This is a genomic window from Bisbaumannia pacifica (assembly GCF_007989625.1).
Lineage (GTDB): Bacteria > Pseudomonadota > Gammaproteobacteria > Pseudomonadales > Halomonadaceae > Bisbaumannia > Bisbaumannia pacifica.
On record NZ_BJUK01000049.1, the window covers coordinates 1 to 21,409 of the forward strand.

At 60.1% G+C, this 21,409-nt stretch carries 20 protein-coding genes and 1 pseudogene; 10 read left to right on the forward strand and 11 right to left on the reverse strand.

The annotated features are described in order from the left end of the window. The first annotated feature begins 218 nt into the window (after nt 1-218). Nucleotides 219-506 (forward strand): transposase, encoded by a 288-nt coding sequence (locus HPA02_RS15465; protein ID WP_146804111.1) that lies wholly within the window; start codon nt 219-221, stop codon nt 504-506. 256 nt (nt 507-762) lie between these two features. On the opposite strand, the gene HPA02_RS15470 is transcribed toward HPA02_RS15465, so the two are convergent. Continuing rightward, nucleotides 763-1,104: a 2Fe-2S iron-sulfur cluster-binding protein gene (locus tag HPA02_RS15470; protein ID WP_146804112.1), complete on the reverse strand. Its 342-nt coding sequence runs from the start codon at nt 1,102-1,104 to the stop codon at nt 763-765. Between the two features lie 401 nt (nt 1,105-1,505). Here HPA02_RS15470 and HPA02_RS15475 point away from each other — a divergent pair, with 401 nt between their 5' ends. From HPA02_RS15475 to HPA02_RS15490, 4 genes and pseudogenes are all read left to right on the forward strand, one after another. Continuing rightward, nucleotides 1,506-1,889, forward strand: coding sequence for a Na-translocating system protein MpsC family protein (locus tag HPA02_RS15475; RefSeq protein WP_146804113.1), 384 nt, complete (start codon nt 1,506-1,508; stop codon nt 1,887-1,889). A gap of 178 nt (nt 1,890-2,067) precedes the next feature. Continuing rightward, nucleotides 2,068-3,090, forward strand: a complete 1,023-nt coding sequence (locus tag HPA02_RS15480; RefSeq protein ID WP_146804114.1) for a Nif3-like dinuclear metal center hexameric protein — start codon at nt 2,068-2,070, stop codon at nt 3,088-3,090. An 84-nt stretch (nt 3,091-3,174) separates the two neighbouring features. Next, on the forward strand, nt 3,175-4,278 hold the full coding sequence (locus HPA02_RS15485) for a hypothetical protein (RefSeq protein WP_146804115.1): 1,104 nt from the start codon (nt 3,175-3,177) through the stop codon (nt 4,276-4,278). Between the two features lie 181 nt (nt 4,279-4,459). After that, nucleotides 4,460-5,571: pseudogene (locus HPA02_RS15490) on the forward strand (IS110 family RNA-guided transposase). 521 nt (nt 5,572-6,092) lie between these two features. Here the strand turns inward: HPA02_RS15490 and HPA02_RS15495 are convergent. From HPA02_RS15495 to HPA02_RS15510, 4 genes are all read right to left on the reverse strand, one after another. Next, nucleotides 6,093-7,226, reverse strand: coding sequence for a DcaP family trimeric outer membrane transporter (locus HPA02_RS15495; RefSeq protein WP_146804116.1), 1,134 nt, complete (start codon nt 7,224-7,226; stop codon nt 6,093-6,095). Nucleotides 7,227-7,636: 410 nt separating this feature from the next. Further along, nucleotides 7,637-9,115: a hypothetical protein gene (locus tag HPA02_RS15500; protein WP_146804117.1), complete on the reverse strand. Its 1,479-nt coding sequence runs from the start codon at nt 9,113-9,115 to the stop codon at nt 7,637-7,639. Between the two features lie 229 nt (nt 9,116-9,344). Then, nucleotides 9,345-9,875, reverse strand: coding sequence for a chromate transporter (locus HPA02_RS15505; protein WP_146804118.1), 531 nt, complete (start codon nt 9,873-9,875; stop codon nt 9,345-9,347). Beyond that, nucleotides 9,872-10,444, reverse strand: coding sequence for a chromate transporter (locus tag HPA02_RS15510; protein WP_146804119.1), 573 nt, complete (start codon nt 10,442-10,444; stop codon nt 9,872-9,874). Before HPA02_RS15510 ends, HPA02_RS15505 begins: the two co-directional genes overlap by 4 nt. A 172-nt stretch (nt 10,445-10,616) precedes the next feature. On the opposite strand from HPA02_RS15510, the gene HPA02_RS15515 reads away from it, so the two are divergent. From HPA02_RS15515 to HPA02_RS15530, 4 genes are all read left to right on the forward strand, one after another. Then, nucleotides 10,617-11,273, forward strand: a complete 657-nt coding sequence (locus HPA02_RS15515; protein ID WP_146804120.1) for a GntR family transcriptional regulator — start codon at nt 10,617-10,619, stop codon at nt 11,271-11,273. A 181-nt stretch (nt 11,274-11,454) separates the two neighbouring features. Further along, entirely contained in the window at nt 11,455-12,285 is an 831-nt protein-coding gene (locus HPA02_RS15520; RefSeq protein WP_146804121.1) for a creatininase family protein, read from the forward strand. 53 nt (nt 12,286-12,338) lie between these two features. Further along, on the forward strand, nt 12,339-12,644 hold the full coding sequence (locus HPA02_RS15525; RefSeq protein ID WP_146804122.1) for a ferredoxin: 306 nt from the start codon (nt 12,339-12,341) through the stop codon (nt 12,642-12,644). 159 nt (nt 12,645-12,803) lie between these two features. Continuing rightward, complete coding sequence (locus HPA02_RS15530) at nt 12,804-13,463, forward strand: GntR family transcriptional regulator (RefSeq protein WP_146804123.1); 660 nt, start codon at nt 12,804-12,806, stop codon at nt 13,461-13,463. Between the two features lie 112 nt (nt 13,464-13,575). Here HPA02_RS15530 and nadX read toward each other — a convergent pair whose 3' ends face one another. The 6 genes from nadX to HPA02_RS15560 all read right to left on the reverse strand — a co-directional run bounded on the left by nadX (nt 13,576) and on the right by HPA02_RS15560 (nt 18,743). Continuing rightward, nucleotides 13,576-14,406 (reverse strand): aspartate dehydrogenase, encoded by an 831-nt coding sequence (gene nadX, locus HPA02_RS15535; protein ID WP_232340988.1) that lies wholly within the window; start codon nt 14,404-14,406, stop codon nt 13,576-13,578. After that, nucleotides 14,403-14,741, reverse strand: coding sequence for a 2Fe-2S iron-sulfur cluster-binding protein (locus HPA02_RS15540; protein WP_146804124.1), 339 nt, complete (start codon nt 14,739-14,741; stop codon nt 14,403-14,405). The genes nadX and HPA02_RS15540 overlap by 4 nt, the downstream gene beginning before the upstream one ends. Nucleotides 14,742-14,771: 30 nt before the next feature. After that, nucleotides 14,772-15,788, reverse strand: a complete 1,017-nt coding sequence (locus tag HPA02_RS15545; RefSeq protein ID WP_146804125.1) for a 2Fe-2S iron-sulfur cluster-binding protein — start codon at nt 15,786-15,788, stop codon at nt 14,772-14,774. A gap of 117 nt (nt 15,789-15,905) precedes the next feature. Further along, nucleotides 15,906-16,385 (reverse strand): GlcG/HbpS family heme-binding protein, encoded by a 480-nt coding sequence (locus HPA02_RS15550; RefSeq protein ID WP_146804126.1) that lies wholly within the window; start codon nt 16,383-16,385, stop codon nt 15,906-15,908. 46 nt (nt 16,386-16,431) lie between these two features. Beyond that, nucleotides 16,432-17,922, reverse strand: a complete 1,491-nt coding sequence (locus tag HPA02_RS15555) for an aldehyde dehydrogenase family protein (RefSeq protein ID WP_244945938.1) — start codon at nt 17,920-17,922, stop codon at nt 16,432-16,434. 89 nt (nt 17,923-18,011) lie between these two features. Continuing rightward, nucleotides 18,012-18,743 (reverse strand): iron-containing redox enzyme family protein, encoded by a 732-nt coding sequence (locus HPA02_RS15560; protein ID WP_146804127.1) that lies wholly within the window; start codon nt 18,741-18,743, stop codon nt 18,012-18,014. A gap of 470 nt (nt 18,744-19,213) precedes the next feature. Between HPA02_RS15560 and HPA02_RS15565 the strand changes: the two genes are divergently transcribed. Continuing rightward, nucleotides 19,214-20,602 carry an MFS transporter gene (locus HPA02_RS15565; RefSeq protein ID WP_146804128.1) on the forward strand — a complete coding sequence of 463 codons (1,389 nt, stop codon included), beginning with the start codon at nt 19,214-19,216 and terminating at the stop codon, nt 20,600-20,602. Nucleotides 20,603-21,409: the final 807 nt, after the last annotated feature.

The following is a 21,409-nucleotide window of genomic DNA, read 5'->3' on the forward strand; positions in this document are numbered from 1 at the left end:
CTTGTGTCTCTCCAGGCTTGTTGATTAGCTACCAGTAGGCCTTGGCATCAGGATGAGCATCCACAAAGCCTGAGGCGTTATACCCAGAGCCTGACGGGTGTCAGGCATACCCAGGGTGATGCAAAGTACGCAAGCTCAAGGCGCTGGCAGCGAGACTCGATGCCCTGGACAAAGACATTCAGCGTGAGCGAAACCGGCGTGAGAAAGCGGAGTTCGCCATGGCAACCGATATTCTCCGCTCAATCGATGACATCCTACTGGCATTGACGCGTGAGCGAGATCGTCTCCAGCAGGAGATCGATGAGCACCTCGATCAGTACCCTGGCTTGAAGCAGGATCGCGCCTTGCTGCACTCGATTCCCGGCGTTGGCCCTGCGGTATCACTCCGACTATTGGCGATGCTGCGTAGCCGTGTTTTCAATAGCGCCCGTCAAACCGAGGCGTTTGCGGGGCTCGTGCCCATCAGCTGGGAATCGGGTAGTTCGGTATGGGACCGGCCCCGCTAGTCGAAAGCCGGTAATCCAAAACTGTGTCAGAGCCTATAAATGGCAACCGTCGTTGGGCTGAGGCGGAATCCGGATATCTCGGCGCTCTACCAGCGGTCAGAGGGAACGGCAAGAGCAAGATGGCGGCACAGGGTGCGGCGATGCGGAAGCTGATCCACATCGCTTGCAGGATCCTCAAGACATAAACTGAATGTCGGCCACAAACCGCCTGATGGGATGTTTGTAGCCGGTTAGGGGAGATGGTATCTAGAGTTACTCAGGATGTCATGAGGCTTCCCGGACGGCCACAGCCGACAGTGCTGGCAGGGCTCTCCTGGGCCAGTTCCAGATCTTCTTCAACCCACAGCTGGCAGGCCAGCCGGTAGCCCTGTTCGAGCCGGCTGCCGAGCATTTTCTTCTCTTTCCAGTTGGGTTCAGGCAGCGCTTCGCCGCCCTTGACCACCTTGCACATGCACTTGGCACATTTGCCCATGCCGCAGCCGTAGCTGAGATGGGGATAGGGAAACTGGCGGATACCGGCACGCACCACCAGATTGGTGTTGGGCTGGACTTCACCCTCGAAAACTTCGCCATTCTTGTAAATTTTGATCAGGGGCATAGTGTTCACCTGGCTCACTGCTGAATCGGGACTCGCACGACGCTTTTGTTGCACTCGTGTCGAAGCTTTATGGTATACCATGTTCCAAAATTGAGTGTCCGTCAACTGAATGTATGCGAGTCGTCACCATTGCCAAGCATCTGTGCAAGCGAGAGTGAGTCGACTTCAGTCGGTCGGACTCTCGACAGCGATTCAGGTCAGAACAATTTTCGGGAAGGCGACCCCTGCATGGTGTTCTCAGGCCTATCGGCAGCTTGATGCCACTACTACCTGACATCGGTATTGAGGTGAATAATCGATTTTTTCTGGTTGACAGGTTTTTACCTGTTGGCTAACCTCAATGACGTGTAATGTTGGTATACCAGGTGGCGAGAGCCATCCGAACCTATGCGAGGTCGACCATGAGCGCCTTGGACACTCACTCTTCGGGCACCCATTCACTGGGGCAGTTCAAGCAGGAGCTGATCAAGGACTATAACGAGGTCAATCATCGTATCTTTGGTATCGGCGTGGTGCGCCTGAAGGTCGACTTGCAGGGTGACAAGATACTCATCGTCGCGCTGCACAAGCGGGTTCCCTCGCTGGTGTATTTGAATACGCTGAACAGCAACGTGAGCGAGCTGGCCGACCACTATTTGATTAAGGGTTTCAAGAACGAATTCAAGCAGCTGCTGGTGGAGAAGTACGGCTTCGAGATCGTTTCCATCTTCAAGGACTACGACGCGCAGGCCGAGCTTTCTGTTACCGTGGTGTTGTTGCAACGAGACGTGCGCGACTACCTCTGATCTCGAAGTCAGGGCATAGTCCGCAAGTCCGTACAGGAAAGACCGTTGACTGGTGATGTGAACTCGTCCTGACAAGGCGAGTGCTCGAGACCGTCAGCGCAGTGGGAGGCAAAGACCTCTCGCTGTGCTGGCGGTTTTTTTGTGGTCCAGGCTGCGACCAGAATAGAGGAGAGAGTTGATGGCCAAGGTGGCGGATATCGTCAATGCGATGAGCGTGATCACGGGCGGCAGAACGGTGTCGTCCATGGAGGAGGTGAAGCGAGGGGATCATCCGTTCGTGATCCTGAAGTCCTCGGGCATCTACGGCAAGGAAGTGCTGGAAATCCCGGGGCTGATCTATGGTGACCCGAACAAGGAAGTGAAGAAGATCGCCGTGTGCATGACCATGACCGAGCTGGTGATCGAACTGGCGGGTGCCACCGGGGTGGATGCCGTTGTGGCGCATCACCCCATCGCCGATGCCGCCAGCTGCGGTGGGGTGACGCTGAAGAATTATCTTGACCTCTACGACGTGGTAGGGCTGGAGTGCCACGAGGCCTTTCACGGCCTGCACCCCGGCATTCCTTACCTGCACGGTCACAAGGTGCTGAAAGGCAACATTTCTTACGGTGGCGTGCATGGCAATATCATGTTTGTGGGTCGTGCACTGCCGGGTATCGCCACCCTTGGCGACATTCTCGACCGCCTGGACGGCTTCATGGCGCTGGAGCAGGATCGTGCCCTGCTGGCCGAAGAGCGCCTGGTGCGCGGCATCGAGGAGATTCGCGAAACCAGCGTGGAGACCCGTGCCTTCATCCACCTCGGCGAGCGCGACAGCCGGGTCGAGAACGTGCTGCACATCTTCCCGCATACCGGCTTCTCGCCGGAGAACTTGCGCCAGGCCGTGGCCGAGAACCCCGATGTGGATACCGTGCTGGCTTCGATCAGCCGCGTCTACGCCGGACATGAGCTGATCGAGTCGGCCCGTGAGCTGGGGCTCAACTTCCTGGTCGGCAACTGCCACGTAATGGAGGTTCTGGAAAACGGACTGCCGCTAGCCCACGCTCTCGGCGAGCTGCTGGAGGGGGTCGAGGTTGTGCTGTTTCGCGACCGGGTCACCTCCACGCCGGTGCGCCGGGTAGGCAATGAGGCAATGCAGGCTTATGCCCGGGAGATGGCGTCAAGCCACCTGTTGGGCAAGCATGCATTGAGCGAAACCTAGACAGTTAATTACAGAATGGGCACAAGCTATCCACAAGTGTCAGATTAAAAACAAGGTCCATCTAAAAACAACAGAGGCACCGACATGAAGACCTCAGTCACTACCCCTGAAGCGAACCCCACCCTGCCTGCGAGCAAGCGGGCATGGAAGCGCATCGAAGTGGTCGGCATCGTACTGCTGTGCATCTGCCTGTTGATGCTGCTGCTCTCTCCGACTAGTCTTTCCGGTCTGTTCAACTCGATTCTCGATTCCGTACGACCCGTGGTGGTCGACGTCTTCCTCACCGGTGTGGTCGGCACGGCGATCATCGTCAGCGTGATCATTGGTCGGCTACTGGAGCGGCTGGGTTTCACCGACGCACTGGTTCGAATCTTCGTACCTGTCATGAAGTTGTTAGGCGTCAACCCGGCAGTGATCATCCCCAGCATCTATAACATCTTCGGCGACATCAACGCGGCAGGTAAGATCTCCGGCCCTATCCTGAAGAAGGCGGGTGCCACCAAGGACGAGCAGAAGCTCGCCGTGGCTACCATGGTGCAGTCGCAGCAGTCGTTCTCCACCTTCATGCTGGGGCTGATGGCGCTGACCTTTGCCGGAGTGAACGTCTTTGCCGTGGTGCTGCTGGCGGTGTTCCTGCCGCTGGTGATTGCGCCGCTGATCCTGTCGAAGGTGCTCTATCGTGACGTCAAACGGGTCGAAATCGGTCACCTGCCGACCTTTACCCCCGAGCGCGACTTCATGCCCACGCTGTTCGGCGCGGCGCGGGAGGGCGTCGAGCTGCTCCTGTTGATCCTGATTCCCGCCGTGGCGCTGGTCTTCGCCGTGATTGGCATACTCGATTACATCGGCATCTGGGCGCCGATCGAGGCGGGGCTTGGCAAGGTCATGCTGCTGTTCAACATCGACCCGGAAACCGGGGTGCTGTCGGTGCTGGTGAGCCCGACCCTGGCCATGGGCCAGCTGCAGAGCATTGCCGCCGAACTCGAGCCTTCGCTGGTGGTGGGCTCCTTCGTGCTGGCTTCCTCGGGTCTGCCGCTCTCCACCGTATTCGGCCAGGTGCCGGTGGTCTGGGCGGAAAGCTCCGATCTATCCGAGCGCGAGGCCATGGGCGCCGCCGTGCTGGGCATCGTCATGCGCCTGGCGACGGCATTCCTGATCGCCTTCTTCGTCACTCCGTTGGTGGTGTAGACATGATGGATGACCTGCCCCACCTTAACGTCGTGGGTTACGTTGAGGTTGGGACCAGAACACAGAGCCACTATGTGAGGGGGGGCAGGTCATGACACAGTCTAACGTAGCTCAGCCGGCCGTTGGTCAACAGGCTGCCGCCGGGCGCCTCAGTGCCGCCAGCAACGTCTACGCCGCCTATATCGGGCTGGACGTCCACAAAGCCACCATTGCGGTCTCCGTCGCCTAAACGAGGCGTCAGGATCCCGAATTCCGTGGTGAGATCCCCAATACGCCCCGCGCCATCGACCTGTCGGTCCACTAGTTGGGCGAGCGCTTCGGCGGGCAGCGCCTGCTGTTCAGCTATGAGGCAGGCCCCTGCGGCTATGGGCTCTACCACCAGGTCCGGGCCAGCGGCCATGACTGCGAGGTTGTCGCCCCGTCCTTGATTCCTCGCAAAGCCGGCGATCGCGTCAAGACCGACCGGCGAGACGCGAATGGCTTGGCCCGTCTGTCGCGTGCCGGCGAACTCACCCCGGTGTGGGTCCCCACCCCGGAGCAGGAGTCGGTGCGCGACCTGACGCGGGCCCGGGAGGATATGAAGGCCATCGAGCTCAAGGCGCGGCAGCGCCTGGGTGCCTTCCTGCTGCGGCATGGCCAGGTCTACGGTGGCAAGAGCAAGTGGACTCAAGCCCACTTCCGCTGGCTGGAGGCGGTGCGCTTCGACCACCCCGTTCAGCAGGTCGTGCTGGAGGAGTACCTCGATGCCGTCAAGGAAGCCCAGCGCCGCGTGGCTGGCCTGGAGCAGCAGATGAGGAGCACGTTGTCGGCCTGGTCGCTGGCCCCGGTAGTCGAGGCGCTGATGGCGATGCGTGGCGTGAGCCTAATCACGGCGATGACGTTGCTCGCTGAACTCGGCGACATCAGTCGCTTCGACTCGCTGCGGCAACTCATGGCCTACCTGGGCCTGGTACCCAGCGAGCACTCCAGTGGTGGCATCGGCGCCAGGGCGGCATCACCAAGACCGGCAGCGACCATGTGCGACGCGTGCTGGTGGAGGCCGCCTGAGGCTACCGCTTCCCGGCACGTAAGGCGCGGATTATCCAGCAGCGGGCCGAGCGAACCTCGCCCACGGTCCAGGCCATCGCCTGGGCGGCCCAGAAACGCCTGTGTGGACGTTATCGCCGACTGGCGGCCACGGGCAAGGTCAAGCAGCAGGTGACGACGGCAGTGGCCCGAGAGCTGGCCGGTTTCCTGTGGGCGATCGCCTGCGAGGCCATGGGGAAACCACACGCGAGCCGAGCCATCGTTTGATGGCCCGGTTCCAGTGCCTACGGGTCAGGGAGTGTCGGGCCGGTGGGAGAACCCCTGAAGCTCCTATGAGACTCCCATCCTTCGGGGTGGGGTGACCCTCGCTTGTAGACCAGGGCAGCTCCGCGATGCAGTGATGGCAGGTCGGTACCCAACCCACGAATACCAGAGAGATCCACCGTCGCAGATAGTCCCTCGCTTCCTGCCCCGTCGGCATTGAGGACAACCGCATGCAGCAGTGACAAACGATCCCTTGACAGCTCAATCCATACCAGGAGTATGCTGGCCGGAGGGGGCTCCTGCCAGGCCATGCCTGGGGCAAGCAGAGCTCTGAACAATAGGTATTTCTGCAGCGCTTGTGCACCTCGTTCTCATGCGTCTAGTCCATGGCGATGCGCGTCAGGCTATCAAGGCCTGTCGTGCAGCGCGCGGTGTCGTCATTGCCATGAATGCAGGAAAAAACCCGCCCTGAGGGCGGGGAAGAGGTAACGCAGTATCAAACGGATAACGCGCCTTGCCGGATCTTAGAAGCTATACATCACCATCGCCTGCACGCGAGAGGCATTACCTTCCCGACCGTCTACTGTCTCGCGCTTGTTCCAGTTAGCTTCGATGCCGTAGCTGATGCGCTCGCTCAGTGCGGGCGACCAGATATAGTTGATCCAAGCGGCTTCGTAGGAATCGTCATTGGTGAAGAAGGCGGGATTGTTATCGAGGTCGGCGGTGATCCGGCTGAAGGCGGCGTTGATGACGCCCGGTCCCACTGAAAGGCTGGCCCCAAGAGTGCCGCCGGTCGACTCGATGGTTTCCAGTTCACCCTCGGAGGTGATGAAGGCAGGGGCGATCTGGGGGTTGCCCTGGTTGTAGCCGCCAATGCCATCGCCATGGGTTAGGGCGCCACGCAGCGTCAAGGCATCACTAATTTTCATGGCGACTTCAACCCCCAGTCCCCAGCCAAACGCAGTGTCGCTGGCAGTCGGCGTCTCGATACCGGCGCTATCGAACTCTAGGTGGCGAGCAACTCCGGAGAAGGAGTAGTGAAGGTTTCCCTCCGTGTCGGTATAGCGGAGCGTGACGTCAGGCAACTGACTCTTGGCGCCAGGAGCCGACACTTGACCGCCTTCATCGGCTGGATTCTCCAGCGCCATGGAGAGGTTGCCTGTGGTATAGCGGAGTTGAGGTTGACGCTCAACGGCGGGCCGGCCGGTCGGGCCGGTAAAGGAGATCAGTGGCGTGCTGGAGACGAAACCCGCGAAGTTGGTCCAGGTTTGACCGGCCAGCAGGTGGTTCCATTCGCCATAGGCATGACGTAGTCGAAAGGCGGAGCCATCGCCGTAGAAATCCCCTTCGATGGTGGTCTCGAGCTCGCTGCCTGCGACTGGGGTGGATGTGCCAAAGCCGATACGGCTTTCGCGGGCATGCATGGTGAAATGGCCATCGGATCCCTCTTCCCCCTCCAGGCGTGGGGCGGAGCGATCAACCGTATCGCCCAGTTCGTTATCGAAATCGTAGATCACATCCAGCTTGACGTAGCCATAAATGGACGCGGTCGTATCTCCAACTTGGAGCTCGTAAGCGAACGAGCCCGAGGAAATGGCCAGCGTCATGGCGCCGATGGAGGAAATGGCAAACTGCTTGACGTTGTTTTGTCTTGTCACTTTCTGGTCCTTTTCGGTCGGCTTGATTGTCCTGCCCGAACGTCTCGAAACATGGCTTCGATGCGCCCGGAAGGGTTCGAGTATTAACGGCGCTCTCTCGGGACTCCTTTTGTTGGCAACAACTTCCCCTGCCTCGATGTTGGGCATCGAGATGAAAACTGAGCTGCACTTCTCAGCGGTGGATATGTCGTTATCCAGGTCGACCCGATTCCGGTGGAATGGAGATGTTGCGAAGCCAGCGGGTCGACCTGGGTTGTTAGCGGACTGACATGTTAGTCAGTGATGTGAAAGCGCTGCATTCATAAGCTGCTAGGCAAAAATGGCATATGGTGTACCAGACTGCTTATGGCTTGATGGGCTTTCAACATGCTGGTGAGTCTCGGCGCTTGCACACATGCCGGGTCACCAAGCTACATCAGCAGAATGGCAAGGAGTGCAGCTACGACGATGCCAGAAATCACCGGTACGAAATTGCGTCGCACCAGCACCGAGGGGCTAACGCCTGCGATACCGGCATCAGCAGCTACGCCGAAGGCCCAAGCAGCCAGCGTGCCACCACCGGCGAAGATAGCCGCCACCTGGCCCAGGCCCGCCAGCACGTGCACATCTACACCGGCACCGGTGCCCAGTGCACCGGACAGCGAACCTACCAGTGGCAGGCCGGAGAAACCCGAGCCGTCCATGCCGGAGAGCAGACCGATAAAGGCCATGCCGAAGGCCAGCAGGAAGACGTTGCCATCGATGTAATGGCCGATATTGTGGCCGATATCGAAGAGGTAGCCGGCGGCATTGGCACCGATGACCTGGGCGGAGTGCTCTGGGTGGCCGAGGAAGAAGAAGCCGGCAATCGGGATGATCGGGGCGAAGATCTTGATGGCGAAGAAGAAGCCTTCGCGGGTGTAGTTGCTGATGCCATCCAGGGCGTGATGGCCGTGAGAAGCAAGCGAGGAGAGAACCAGCAGCAAAGTGGCCGTACCGCCCAGCAGTGCCGTGGCACCGCCGCCGCGAATCGCCTGGTCGGGAAGGAACAGGGCGCGATAGATCATCAGCCCGGCTATGCCAAGCAGGATCACCGGTACGGCGATGGCAAAGAGGCGCGCATAGGGGCCGGTAGCCGGTTCGTCCTCTTCGTTGATCGTATTGGCCTGGACGGCGGCAGCTCCTGCCGAGCGAGGTGCGAAGACGGCATCGCCCCGGGGGATCTCCAGCGCACCCGAGCGCATGTCACGGCGCAGATGCAGACAGGCGAGGGTAATTGCCACGGCACCGACCACCAAGGAAAACAGCAAGGTATAAGGGATTAGCGTCGAAGTCTCGACACCTGCGGCACCGGCGGTCAGGCGGCTGGCACCCTGGATCACCGGGTCAGCGGAAAGCGCCATGCCATGACCGAACAGGTTGACCGCCATGGCCGCGCCGATGGCCGGCAGGCCCACCTGCATGGCGACGGGGATCAGCACAGTGCCGACCAGGGCCACGGCTGGTGTTGGCCAGAAGAAGGCAGCGGCGAGATACATGGTGATGCCGAGGGAGAAAAATGCGGTCCAGGGACCGATCATCAGTTTCTTCATCGGTGCCACCATCAAGCGATCGGCGCCCTGGTGCTGCAGCGACTTCAGCATCGCCACCATTAGCGCTATGACCAACATGATGTCGAAGAGCTCGTTGCCGGCATTGAGTAGGGCGCGGAAGACTACCTGAACGGCGAAGATCAGCTGGTTGAGCCCACCATCGTGGGGCGCTTCGGCCAACAGCCCCAGCATGAAGATACCGGCAATGGAAGGGATGATGACGCCCTTGCGGAAGCCGATGGAAACAAAAATCGTCAGGATCACCAGAAGGAAGACCCAGTGCGACGCGGTGAGTTGTATCTGTTCGAGTTGTTCCATGTTACACCTTGTCGTGTCGTCAGGCTTGGCGATGGCGGAGCCGAAGGGATCGGTCGGACCATCGGGAGCTTGTAGTTGTTGATTGCTGTACTGCCACGGATGCGTTTGCCTTGCATGTCACGAAAGTGGTGCTGTCGTCCTTCGTGCACGGAGCGGCTGGTTTATTTTCGTCGCATGTCATCTCCTGTCGTTTCGTAAAGGCACTCGGCTAGCAGCCTGCATGTCTTGGTTAGCCCAGCAGCAGACCGCCATAAGCCAGCGAGGCGGCGATCACAAGAGCAGGATGCAGCCTGAAGAGAAGCAGGGCGATTGCTGCCATTGCTGCAATCAGCAGCGTGTGAAGCAGTCCCACCCCATCCAGGCTCTCGAAGAAGAAGCTCACCACCAGGCCAGCCATCATCATGGCTATGACCGGACGAACCCACTGACTCATGCGCTTCACGCGTGGCGAGTCGCGGTAACGATAAAGCAATCCCAAGGCGCCCAGCATGATTAACAGTGTGGGCACGACGGTGGCGAAGACGGCTATCGTCGCGCCGCCAATACCAGCCACTTCATAGCCGATATAGCCAGCCATCTTGGTGGCAATCGGGCTTGGTAGCGCATTGCCCAAGCCCAGCACCTCGGCGAATTCCTGACTGCTCATCCAGCCGAAGCGGCCTACCACCTCCGCCTCGATCAGCGGGATAATGGCAGGCCCCCCGCCGTAGCCGATTATGTTGGGAATGAAAAAGGCGAGAAAAAGCTCGAGGTAGATCATCGTGTCGCCTCTTTGACGGCTTTGCCTGGCGTCAAGCGCGGGAGCATGGCAGCTGCCAGAAGCGCGCCAATGACCAGACCTGGGTGAATATCCAGCCAGTAGATCAGCCCGCCCGCCATGCCGGCCATGATCAAGCTGACCGCCCAGCCCAGCGCCAGTCGTGACTTGTTGAGAAAGTCCCAGGTGAGCTGGCCCATCATCACCATGACTACCGGTACCACTCCTTGTCCCATGCCGTGAATCCAGCTCACATCCCGATAGCGGCTGAAGAGCCCCAGCATCAAAATCATGGCGATGATCATTGGCAGTATCACGGCTAGCACGGCGTTGATGCAGCCGAGCGTTCCACTGACCCGAAAACCGATATAGCCAGGCATCTTGGTGGCGATGGGCCCTGGCAGAGTGTTGGCGATAGCCAGTACATCGGCGAACTCTTCATCCTGCATCCAGGCATGCCGCTTCACGACCTCTTGGTGTACCAAAGGAATCATTGAGGGGCCTCCGCCGAACCCGAGTAGGCCGATTCGGAGAAAGGAGAAGAACAACTTGCTCTGTAGTGATGCTGTCATATCAGCCGATGTCCTAGTCTGTGCGTCTCACCCTATGCCTAAAAGCAATCGCTTAAACATAAGAGAAAGCTATTTTTCTAGTAAAAATCGATTATTTTGCTTAGATTATGACTAACAGCTTCAAGCGTCAAGCTCGGTATACCAAATCCCATAAAGAAAATGGAGTTACGCCATGAATGAAGTGCTCAAGCAGGGCAGTGCCACGACGGCCAGCAGGATCTACGAAATGCTCCGCCAGGATTTGCTCGATGGCCGCTACGCTGCTGGCGAGCGGCTGTCGATCGCGCTGCTGCGAGAAACCTATGAGGTGGGCCTGAGTCCGCTGCGCGAGGCACTGAGCCGTCTGGCGGCCTATGGTCTGCTGCGCCAGGAGAACCAGCGCGGCTTTCGCGTGCTGGAGTTGAGCCGTGACGAGCTTGCCGATATCACCGAGATGCGTCGTCAGCTAGAAGGCAAGGCGTTGGAGCTGGCCGTCAAGCATGGCGATGAAGAGTGGGAATCCCAGCTTTTGGCCGCGAATCATCGTCTATTGAAGGCCTGCTCCCATACGCCGGTCGTGGAGTGGGAGGAGTTGCACTCGCGCTTCCACAATGCCCTCGTCGCTCCTTGTGGTTCGGTCTGGTTGTTGCGCTTCATCTCGCAGTTGCACGACCAGTTCGATCGTTATCGGCGCTCGGCGCCTCGCGCCCAGGGGCTGCGACATCAGCTCGATGCCCAGCATCAAGAGCTAGTGGAGCTGGCTCTGGCTCGCAATGCCCGCCGTGCCCGGGAGTTGCTGGAGGAGCACATCACGCTTTCCAGCGAAGTGGCGCAGGAGAGCTGCCGCTAGGCAGCCCTGGGGTGGCGTGTTGAAACCCTTTGCCGTCGCCCTCCTTCCCTCTCTTTACAGGAGGAGGGGGGTCGGCTATTTTGGCACATGGTATACCAATTACGCCATGTATCATGCCATAGAGAGCACAACACGCGACCTGTCGTTGAAGTTCGCCGCGCAGGTGCTGAGGGAGAGCGGGATGGAAGATCAGAGTGAGATCCAGAAAAGCCGAGTAGATAGCTATGTGCTAACGGAGATGACCTGGCCAGAGGTCGAGGAGGCGCTTAAGACCGTCAAGATGGCCATTGTTCCGGTCGGAGCGCACGAGCAGCATGGCCCACACATGAACGAGAGCTGCGATGCAGTACTTGCCACTGAGATGGCCAAGCGCCTCGCCGCTGCGATGCACCCACAGGTGCTGGTGACGCCCACGGTCAACATGGGAGTCTCCCCGCATCACCTGAACTTTCCCGGTACCATCAGTCTGCGCCCCGAAACTCTGCTGGCCGTGCTGCGCGACATGGTCGTTTCGCTGCAGCGTCACGGCATCGACAAGGTGTTGTTCCTCAATGGTCATGGTGGAAATCAAGCCACGCTTAGCCTGGCCTGTGCCAGCTTCATTCAGGAATTAGGCGTAGCGTGCTACTACGCCAAGACCACCGCTTCCGCCAAGAAGGCCATGAAGGAGCACATTTCCTCAACTCTGTTCGGTCATAGCTGCGAGCGCGAGGTTTCCGAGGCGTACTATCTAGCTCCCCACCTGGTGCGCTCGGAACAGCTCGAAAAGGGAGACATCGTGCATGGAGGCTGTTGGGAGGGGTTGCGCCCGGGCAATCCTCTCCAGGGCTTTTACTACTACGAAAAAATGACCCGCAACGGCTGCATCGGCGACGCCACCCGGGCAAGCCATGCCATCGGCAAGGCCATCGTCGAGGAGGCGCTCGAGGAGCTATCGGCGGCGCTGCGGCCGCTGCTTTCCGAAACTGTCCAAGCCCAGGCTGAGCACGAGGATAGAGAGCTTGCCTCCTGAGGGGGCTGACGGGAAGCGAGCAGTTGGTCAAATCACAACGAGAGGGCGATGGCATGTATATTATTTTGACAAGCAAGCTGGGCGAATATGATGCCTGGCCGGGGCAAGGCATTGCCCCCGTCGAATCTTACGAATACTTCTTCTATGGCAGGAAGAAGGCCGACTTCACCATTGCTGAGGTCAACGGTGACCAGGGCCGGGTCAGCATTGTCGAGACCGGAGAGGGCGGTAAGACCAATAGCGTGCCGCTGAAGTTCTTTGAACGCTTCGGCACTGTCGAAGCGGCCCGAGCTGAACTCGAGCAACTAGTGACCTTCGGCAGCATCGACGCTCGTCTGGAGAAGGCGCCGCTGCGCTGAGCCGGCTGGCTATCTGCCATTATCGCCCCCCCACCGTTTCCATCGGTACGGGGGCATTGTTTTTCTGGACCTTCGTGTACCAGATGCCAACATATTGCCACGATGTGATAAAATACTCCTTAACGAACCCTGGCTTCGAGACAACCGATGGTAGCCCGAATGGCAGAATCCTGGACACAGGAAGACCTTTCACCGATCCGCGACAAGGTATATGCCTATCTCAAGGACGCCATACTGCGCGGCGAGTACAAGGCGGGTGACCGTCTGGTCGAAAGGGTGCTGGCCGAGAAGCTCAATATCAGCCGTACGCCCATCCGCGAGGCGCTGTTTCGCCTCGAGACCCAGCGTTTCGTGCGTACCGTGCCGCGCAAGGGGGTGGTGGTCAACGAGATCCCCCAGGCGGAGATCCTCGAGGTGTTCATGATTCTGGCCTCATTGGAGTCGCTGGCGGCTCGCCTGGCCGCGCAGAAGGTCAATGACGAGATTGTTGTCGAGATCGACCGCCTCATGGCCGAGATGGACGAAGCCCTGCAGGACGGTGGCGGCGATGAGGTAGAGCTCAACGTCAAGTACAACGACCTGATTGGGCGGGCCTCGGGGAATCCGAAGCTCCACGAGATGCTGGTAGACTTGAAGGACTATGTGCGCGCCTTTTCGAACCTCAGTAGCGCCCTGCCCGGGCGTACCAAAGAAGCCCTGCGCGAGCACCAGGACATCCTCGGCGCCATTCGCGGTGGGGAAGAGGACCTGGCCGAGAGTTTCACTCGGATTCACCTCGAGAAGTCGCGTAAGGCGTACATGAATCGTGCGCAGGTCTGATTGGGCAGTAGAGGCAAGTAGAGTGGCACAGGACAGAAAAGGCAAGCCGGACGCTCACAATGCGAGCTCCGGCTTCATCTTCTACCCCTTCCGTTGGCGTGGCAGTGCCTATCTAACCGATCACCAGTGGTGAGGAGAGATTCTTCAGCGCATGGGCCACGCTCATGGCAACGATATAGCCGGTCTTGGGATTGTTGGGTGAAGGCGTGTTTTGCACTTCGATACGTACCTCGCCGAACAGGCCCTTGGCGGTAACCTCATGCACGTTCTTCTCGATGGTGGGATCGACCAGTACCCGAACCTGGGTGGCCTCGAAGCCCACTCCGGCCAAGCTCAGCGCCGCCGAGACGTTGACGCTCTCGGGAAAGATACCTGACGATTCACGGGCATTGCCCTCGAAGATCAGCGTCGGCTGCGTTACTGTGTCGAGATCCACAACTTCCTCGGCGTAGGTGTCACGCCACGCTTTTACCGGCTTTCGGGTCGTCAGCATAACGCGCTCCAGTGGGCCCTGGGCGGCAGCGGCGATACGGTCGAGACCAGCAATTGCCGCCGAGGGTATCAGCACGCGCTTTTGCTGCTGGCTGGCGCTGGCCATGATCCGGTCATATAGCTTCTGGTCGCAGAAGGCGCCGACCGAGATTACCATGAAATCGCAGCCGTGTTGCAGTGAAGTCTCGGCATAGCGAATCACAGCTTCGTGCCCTGCCATCTCGACCACCACGTCGGGGCGAAAGGCAAAGAAGGTCTCTTCGTTATCGGTAATCGTGCAACTGTCCAGTGAGACGTCGTTATACTTGCCGGCATTGCGTACTAAGACGCTGGTCAGGCGGGTGTTTCCTGCCTGACCGCTGAGGATGGTCTCGGCGACATCCTTGCCTGCCGTGCCGTAGCCGATGAGCCCAACTCGAATCGCGTGTTGCTCTGTCATTGCTTGCTTCATGCCTCTACCTTGGGTTCTACCTGGCGCGTGCCAGTAGCACTGCCCTTGGGTGTCTCTTCCCAGGAAACCTTGACGTCGCCCTTGAGAAAAGTCTGGCAGGCTAGGCGATAGCCTTGCTCCAACTCTTCGGTCGAGAGCAGCTTCTCTTCCTTCTTCTTGACAGCGTCTGTGTTCGCGAGGCCCTCCTCAACGAGGCACTTGCAGGTGCCACAAAGCCCGCCGCCGCACTTGAACGGTATACCGCCCTTCTCGCGCAACGAGATGCGCAGCAGGTTGGAATCTTCGGGGGCGCTGATGACCTTGCCACCGCTGGTGATGAAAGTGATGTCAGGCATGACGGTTACCTCGCTGGATCAGGTGATGCCTCAGGCCACGCTGCCTTCGAGCTCATGAGTGAAGTTAAAGCTGTCGGCATAGATGCGCTCTATGTCGAGGCCGCGCTGGGAAAAGCTCGTCTTGGCGGCGGCGATCATCGGTGGCGGGCCGCACAGGTAAGCATCGAAGGCGCTGAGGTCCTCGAAGTCTTGGCACACCGCCTCGTGCACGAAGCCGCGGCGACCGCCCCACTCGGGGTCGGGCTCTGAGAGCACGGGCACGTAGCGGAAGTTGGGCAGCGTTCGTGCCCACTGGCGTAACTGCTCGTCGAGGTAGAGATCTTCGGCACGGCGTACGCCCCAATAGAGCGCAATGCTGGGGCGCTCGGATTCGTCCAGCAGCGACTCGATGATGCTCTTGAGCGGCGCCAGGCCGGTGCCACCGCCAACCATCAGCAAGTCGCGTGGACTCTTGGCGTTATGGCGGAAGTTGCCCAGCGGTAGCTCAACGTCAAGAGTGTGGCCGGGCTGGTAGTCGGTCTCGAGTCGGCCAGTGAAATGGCCGCCGGGGACGCGGCGGATATGGAAGTCGAATAGCTCGCCGCAGTGGGGCGAGGCCATGGAGAAGCTGCGGGGGCTGCCGTCATCCAGCATTACGTTGAGATACTGGCCCGGATGGAACACTACCTCGCTGGCCGTGGGAATTCTCAGCACCAGGTGGGTCACATCGTGGCTCAGCTTATCGAGCCGCTCGATGGTGGCGACATGGAAATCTGCCGGGATATAGCCTTCTGGCAGCAGCTTGGCACTGATAGTCAGGTCGCTCTGGGCGCATGCCTGGCAGGCCAGTGCGTAGCCCGCCTCGGCTTCCTCTTCGGTCAGGCCAAAGGGGAACTCCTCGTAGTCGATCGTGCCTTCCAGCAGCTTGACGCGGCAGGCGCCGCAACCACCGAAGCGGCAGTCGTGCGCGAGCGGAAAACCGGCACGCTCGGCAGCCTCGAGCAGTGGTTCGCCCATCTGGGCTTCGAAGCTTTCTGAGGTCTCGGAGAGAGTAATACGGTAGCTCATGGCAGCTTCCTCAAGTGCTCTGTCTAAGGACGGGGCCCTTTTGTTGTCAGTGGATGTCGGCGCTCGGCTGATCGTCAGGGGGGGGGGCGGTAAGCGAAACTTGCCGAAGTTGCATGCTTATTTCTTGATATCGGCGTCGACCACGACCTCGCGGCCGGAGTCGCGCAGGTAATCCTGCAGCGCTTGCAGGGCGGCCAGGCCGGCCTGGGTATCCTGTTCGCCGTTGCCGCCGCTCAGGCCGACGCCGCCAATCACCTCGCCATCGACGACGATGGGAAAGCCGCCGACGAACACGGCAAACTTGCCCTCGAAGCTCCATTGGATGCCGAAGGCTTCGTTGCCAGGCAGGGCGGGGCCGTTGGGGGGGGTGTTGAACAGGTGGGTCGAACGTTTGTGACCGGCGGCGGTGAAGGCCTTGTTCCAGGCGATCTGCGGGCCGGTGACGCGGGCGCCGTTCATTCGCTCCAGCGCCAGCGGGTAGCCGCCGTCATCCACAACGCAGATGGTTTCCAGCACGCCGATCTCTTCGGAGCGCTGCTTGGCGGCTTCCACCATCAGCTTGGCTTCTTCCAGTTCCAGTCGAAATACCTGTTTCATGGGGCTCACCTTGTCGTCAGGTTGTCGTTATGGGGGGGGGCCGCGCTCAGCGGCCGATATAGACGGTCTTGGTTTGGGTGAAAAAATCTAGCCCGGCGCGTCCCGACTCGCGGAACGTGGAGGTGCTCGACTGCTTCAGGCCGCCGAAGGGCGCGTTGACCAGATTGCCGGTGGTGGTGCGGTTGACCTTGACCGTGCCGGCCTGGATATCGAGTGGGAAGCGCTGGATATAGGCGATGTCGTTGGTCACCAGGGCGGCCGACAGGCCGTAGGGCGTATCGTTGGCCTTGGCGATGGCATCCTCGTAGCCGTCGACCTCAATCACCGCGACCACCGGACCGAAGATCTCCTCACGGGCGATGCGCATCTCCTGGGTGACGTCGCTGAAGATAGCTGGCGCCACGTAGAAGCCCTTGGCGTAGTCGCCCTCGCTGAGGTGCTCGCCGCCATGGACGTGAGTGGCCTCCTGCTTGCCGGCCTCGATGTAGCCGAGCACGCTGTCGAGCTGCTGGCGGGTAGCCAGTGGGCCGATTTGAGTGCCCTCGGCCATTCCGTTGCCGATCTTCAGGGTCTTGACCTTCTCCACCAGTCGCGTGAGGTACTCCTCCTTGCGGCCGCGGGCGATCAGCACCCGGCTGGTGCCGGTACAGGCCTGGCCAGTTAACGAGAAGCCACCCTTAACGGTGAGGTCGACCGCGGTAGCGATATCGGCGTCATCGAGCACGATCAGCGGGTTCTTGCCGCCGAGCTCCATCTGGGTGCGGGTGGACATGGCCGCGACGCGGTGGATGCGCTCGCCAGCGGGGGTGGAGCCGGTGAAGGAGATCGCCTTCACCACGGGGTTGGCGGTGATCTCCTCGCCTATCACCGAGGCAGCGCCGGTGATGAAGTTGAATACGCCTGCCGGGACGCCGGCATGATGCAGGGCCTCGGCCAGGCGGTAGCCGATCAGCGGAGCATCGGAGGAGGGCTTGAACACCACGGTATTACCGGTAATCAGAGCCGGGGCGATCTTGCGCGCTGGGATCGAGATCGGGAAATTCCACGGCGTGATGATGGTGGCCACGCCGAGCGGCTCGCGCTGGGTGTAAACCATCATCTTCGCATCGTCCTGGGGGAAGGTTTCGCCGGTGATGGTCTGGCCTTCGATCGCGTAGAAGCGCAGGGTCTGGGCGGAGCGCGCGATCTCGTCACGGCTGTTGGCCAGCAGTTTGCCTTCCTCGCGGGTCAGTTCCTCGGCGAACTGCTCAACATTCTTCATCAGGTAGTCGGCGGCCAAATTGAGGACCTTGGCGCGCTGAGAGATCGGAGTCGCGCGCCAGGCGGTGAAGGCGTGGTCTGCTGCAGTGATGGCTTGGCGTGCGTCTTCGACGGTGGATGCCTGGAACCGACCGAGCAGGTCGTCCTGGTCGGCGGGGTTGCGGTTCTCGAAGGTTTCCCCCGAGGTGCTAGCGACCCATTGGCCGTCGATATAGTTGAGAAACTGGGCTGCATTATCCAAGACGCTTACCTCTTTGTCGTCGCTGGCTGTCGTCACGGGCTGTCTTCACGCTCCCAGCCGAGTGATGGCCATCGGCCGGTATCGGGCCGGGCCGATGGCATCACGCGAGGCTGGGTAGGGCTCGATCAAGCCGCCATGTCGAGGTCGGTGAGAGGCAGCTCGTCGGCGACATAGTCGTAGTACAGCGCGGTGGTATAGAGCAGGCGCATCTGGGCGCCGATCTCGCAGATCTTCAGGCAGCGCTGCTGCAGCTCGACGGTGTCGGCGTGTTCCAGCACGATCTGGTAGCCGCGCTCGCCATGAATCTCGTCGGAGACGATGTGCAGGTCGAAGAACTCGACTTCCTCGTCGGTGAAGCCGTACTTCTCGCGCAGGGTTGGGGTCTGTCGGCGATAGATCGAGGGAACCTGGGACTCCAGACCGACGACAAGGGCAGCTACTGCGACGACCGGATGCTCGCGCATGGCCACCGCGTAGCACCAGCTTTGCAGGCCGCGGGTGGTGGGTGACATGTTGTCTGGGTTCTCGACACGCTCGCGGGTAGTGCCACAGGCCTCGGCGAAGCGGATCAACAGGTCGGTATGGCGATCGCCACCCAGCTCCTCCTCATGCATGTTTTGCAGCAAGAAGTCCTTGGCTTCGGTATGGTTTTCCGGGGTGTTGGCATATATGTAAGCCAGGTAGTCGGCGAAGGGGCCGACATAGTGGTAGTGGTTCTCGGCCCAGCGGGCGAGGTGGTTGCGTGACAGTTTGCCGCTGGCCCAGGCCACGCTGAACGGTGCCTTGTTGGCGCTCTTGCCCTTGATGGCTTCTTCCAGGGCAGTACGGAATTCGTCGCGATTCATCAACTGTGCCATGTGGAGGACTCCTGTTTGTTGTCGCTCATACGTTGCCTGGGTTACTTCAGGCTGCGCTGTTGTCTTTGCTATCAGGTGCCGACTGGTTGCCGGGCTTTTTGAATGGCTTATGGTATACCAAAAGCCATGCGAAAGAGCGTATTTCCACGAATTCCCTTTGTCAAGCAGTTTTGGTCTGTGAGAAGTGGGGCTGCACGTCATATTGAGTGCAGCCTTGGTTGGCGGCTGGACGAAAAAGGTCTTTGGAATAGAGGGCGGTCGGTCGCAGCGTTACGGTCCGAGCACGATTGCTGTCGTACCTATGGGTGGGAATGACAAGGCTTTTGGTATACCATTATAGGGGGAGGGGGTGGTCAAGATAAGGTGGCGCAGAAGACTCAAGGTGGCAGCGAAATGAGCAAGCGATATCCAGCGAGGTCGATGAGCGGAGTGGCAGGAGCCTGGTGGCATCAGCGTTGTGAGAGTTTGTCATGCTAAAGCGGCTTTTCGAAGAGCGCCTCGGAGATGAAGGGTTGGGGAGGCAGCAGCGACGCATGGCTACGCTTGTTGTGGTGTTGGCCACCTTATTGGCAGTGCTCGACCTGGGCATCGTCAATATCGCCCTCCCGTCACTGGCCAGCAGCCTGGGAGTGGAAGAATCTCAAGCGGTATGGGTTGCCACGACTTATCAGCTGGTATGCGCCGCCTCGCTGCTTTCATTCGCGGCGCTTAGCCGTTTGGTGGGGCAGTGGCGTGTATTCACCTGTGGCCTAGTAATCTACAGCCTTGGCGCGCTGGGTGCGGCGCTGGCTCCAGACTTAGAGCTGCTCCTGGTCTGGCGGGTCGTGCAAGGATTGGGCGGGGCGGCGATCCTCAGCTTGGGGCCATCGCTTTATCGAAATATCTTTCCGCGTCGGCTGCTGGGGCGCGCGATCGGGCTGAATGCGATGGTTGTCGCCTTTGGCTTGGCCTCAGGGCCCACGCTTGGGGGCGTGGTACTGACGCTGGGAAATTGGCCTTGGGTTTTTGCGCTCAACGTCCCCGTGGGACTGGTCGCTATCGGGCTGGCTTGGCGAGTGCTGCCATACGAGCAATTGCGGCACGGCGGCTTTGATTGGTTAGGGGCGTTACTTTCCGTTCTGGTGATGGGAGGTCTCGTGCTGACCATGGAGCGGCTCGGTCATGGTGGGCATTATCTCCTAGTAAGCGGGCTTGGTGTGCTTAGTTTGCTGTCCATGGCCGTCTTCGTTTGGTGGCAACGCCGCACCTCTACGCCATTGGTGCCGCTGTCGTTGTTCGAGGCGCCACGCTTTGCCTCGGCATCAATAGTGACGGTGCTGGCCTTCACCGCTCAAGGCGCGGCTTTCATCGCGCTACCCTTCCTTTACCAGGGTGTGATGGGGGTGTCGCCACTGGATGCTGCTCTGTTCTTCACCCCCTGGCCGCTGGCCCTGCTGGTCTCGGGGGCAGTCGCCGGTCGCCTGGCCGACAAACGAGATCCTGCGCTTCTCGTCGCAGGTGGGCTGGGCTTGTTCCTGTGCGGGATGGTTGGGTTGGGCTGGCTAAGTACCACCGGTTCTGCAGTCTACTTGTTGATTCCTTCACTGTTGTGCGGTTTGGGTTACGGCTTCTTCCAGGCGCCGAACAATCGCGAAATCATGGGTAGCGCTCCCTTGGCGCTGAGCGCCAACGCTTCCGGGGTATTGGCGTCGCTTCGCACTTTCGGCCAGTGCCTGGGCTCCGCTCTGGTGGCATTGGTCATGGCGCTGCCATTCGGCAACGTCACCCTGGCTCTGTGGCTGGCGGCTGTATTGGCGTTGCTGGCTTTGTTGGCCAGTGTGTTGCGTCTTTCACAGCCTGTGCAGCTCACAGCTACATGATATATCAGTCAGTTACCAAGCTAATACATCGCCGTCGGTGCGCGGCTGGGTATCAGTCGAGGACGAGGTCGCCATCACCGGCGCAGCGAGTATCACGAAGGTCGGGAGGCGCGGAAGCGCAATAGGCGATGGTGGAGACCGCCCTGATTGGCAGTTTATGCAGGGGAGGGCGCCTTGAAGTCCCGTATTGAAGAGGCTTTTGGTCTTGGTGGGCCATCATGACGGCGATCACCGGGTGTGCCCACTGGCTTATTTGCTTGACGTGCGCTGAGTCGCGGTAACGATAGAGTAATCCGAAGGCTCCTAGCAGCGACGGTACTACCGTGGCCAGCGCGACGATGGCGGTGCCGACGCTGCCGGCAACGTCGTAGCCCCCGTAATCGGGCGGTGAGGCTCGGCAGGTCGTTGCCCAGGGCCAGGGTCTCGGCGATCACGCAGCCGCTCATGCCGCAACTTGACAGCCGATGTGGTCGTGCATCTTGGTGACAATGGGGATATGCAGGGTATTGATGATGGCGAGGATGTCGGCAAACGCCTCAGCAATGAATCAGGCATACCGCCTAACAACTTCCTGCTGGGCCAGGGGGAGACTTCGCTGGGCCATCGCCGAAGCCGGGTAAACCGATTCGGGCACTGGCCTAGAACAGGGCACACCGGACCGGCGGCTAAGCATCTATCAAGGTAAGTCTGCCGCTCAAGCGGGCTTCCAGCGGGGCAAGGTCGACTTCGATGTTGCTGGGCCAGCCCACGGTGAGGATGACCCCCTCGGCGCCGTAGTCGACGGCTTCGATGGGCATCTCCCGGCCC

Excerpts from the sequence above, each read along its gene's own strand:
- HPA02_RS15525 (WP_146804122.1), top strand. The coding sequence starts at position 12,339 with ATGTATATTATTTTGACAAGCAAGCTGGGCGAATATGATGCCTGGCCG.
- HPA02_RS15505 (WP_146804118.1), bottom strand. The coding sequence starts at position 9,875 with ATGATCTACCTCGAGCTTTTTCTCGCCTTTTTCATTCCCAACATAATC.
- HPA02_RS15560 (WP_146804127.1), bottom strand. The coding sequence starts at position 18,743 with ATGGCACAGTTGATGAATCGCGACGAATTCCGTACTGCCCTGGAAGAA.
- HPA02_RS15470 (WP_146804112.1), bottom strand. The coding sequence starts at position 1,104 with ATGCCCCTGATCAAAATTTACAAGAATGGCGAAGTTTTCGAGGGTGAA.
- HPA02_RS15565 (WP_146804128.1), top strand. The coding sequence starts at position 19,214 with ATGCTAAAGCGGCTTTTCGAAGAGCGCCTCGGAGATGAAGGGTTGGGG.
- HPA02_RS15485 (WP_146804115.1), top strand. The coding sequence starts at position 3,175 with ATGAAGACCTCAGTCACTACCCCTGAAGCGAACCCCACCCTGCCTGCG.
- HPA02_RS15520 (WP_146804121.1), top strand. The coding sequence starts at position 11,455 with ATGGAAGATCAGAGTGAGATCCAGAAAAGCCGAGTAGATAGCTATGTG.
- HPA02_RS15475 (WP_146804113.1), top strand. The coding sequence starts at position 1,506 with ATGAGCGCCTTGGACACTCACTCTTCGGGCACCCATTCACTGGGGCAG.
- HPA02_RS15480 (WP_146804114.1), top strand. The coding sequence starts at position 2,068 with ATGGCCAAGGTGGCGGATATCGTCAATGCGATGAGCGTGATCACGGGC.
- HPA02_RS15540 (WP_146804124.1), bottom strand. The coding sequence starts at position 14,741 with ATGCCTGACATCACTTTCATCACCAGCGGTGGCAAGGTCATCAGCGCC.
- HPA02_RS15465 (WP_146804111.1), top strand. The coding sequence starts at position 219 with ATGGCAACCGATATTCTCCGCTCAATCGATGACATCCTACTGGCATTG.
- HPA02_RS15515 (WP_146804120.1), top strand. The coding sequence starts at position 10,617 with ATGAATGAAGTGCTCAAGCAGGGCAGTGCCACGACGGCCAGCAGGATC.
- HPA02_RS15500 (WP_146804117.1), bottom strand. The coding sequence starts at position 9,115 with ATGGAACAACTCGAACAGATACAACTCACCGCGTCGCACTGGGTCTTC.
- HPA02_RS15550 (WP_146804126.1), bottom strand. The coding sequence starts at position 16,385 with ATGAAACAGGTATTTCGACTGGAACTGGAAGAAGCCAAGCTGATGGTG.
- nadX (WP_232340988.1), bottom strand. The coding sequence starts at position 14,406 with ATGAAGCAAGCAATGACAGAGCAACACGCGATTCGAGTTGGGCTCATC.
- HPA02_RS15510 (WP_146804119.1), bottom strand. The coding sequence starts at position 10,444 with ATGACAGCATCACTACAGAGCAAGTTGTTCTTCTCCTTTCTCCGAATC.
- HPA02_RS15530 (WP_146804123.1), top strand. The coding sequence starts at position 12,804 with ATGGCAGAATCCTGGACACAGGAAGACCTTTCACCGATCCGCGACAAG.
- HPA02_RS15545 (WP_146804125.1), bottom strand. The coding sequence starts at position 15,788 with ATGAGCTACCGTATTACTCTCTCCGAGACCTCAGAAAGCTTCGAAGCC.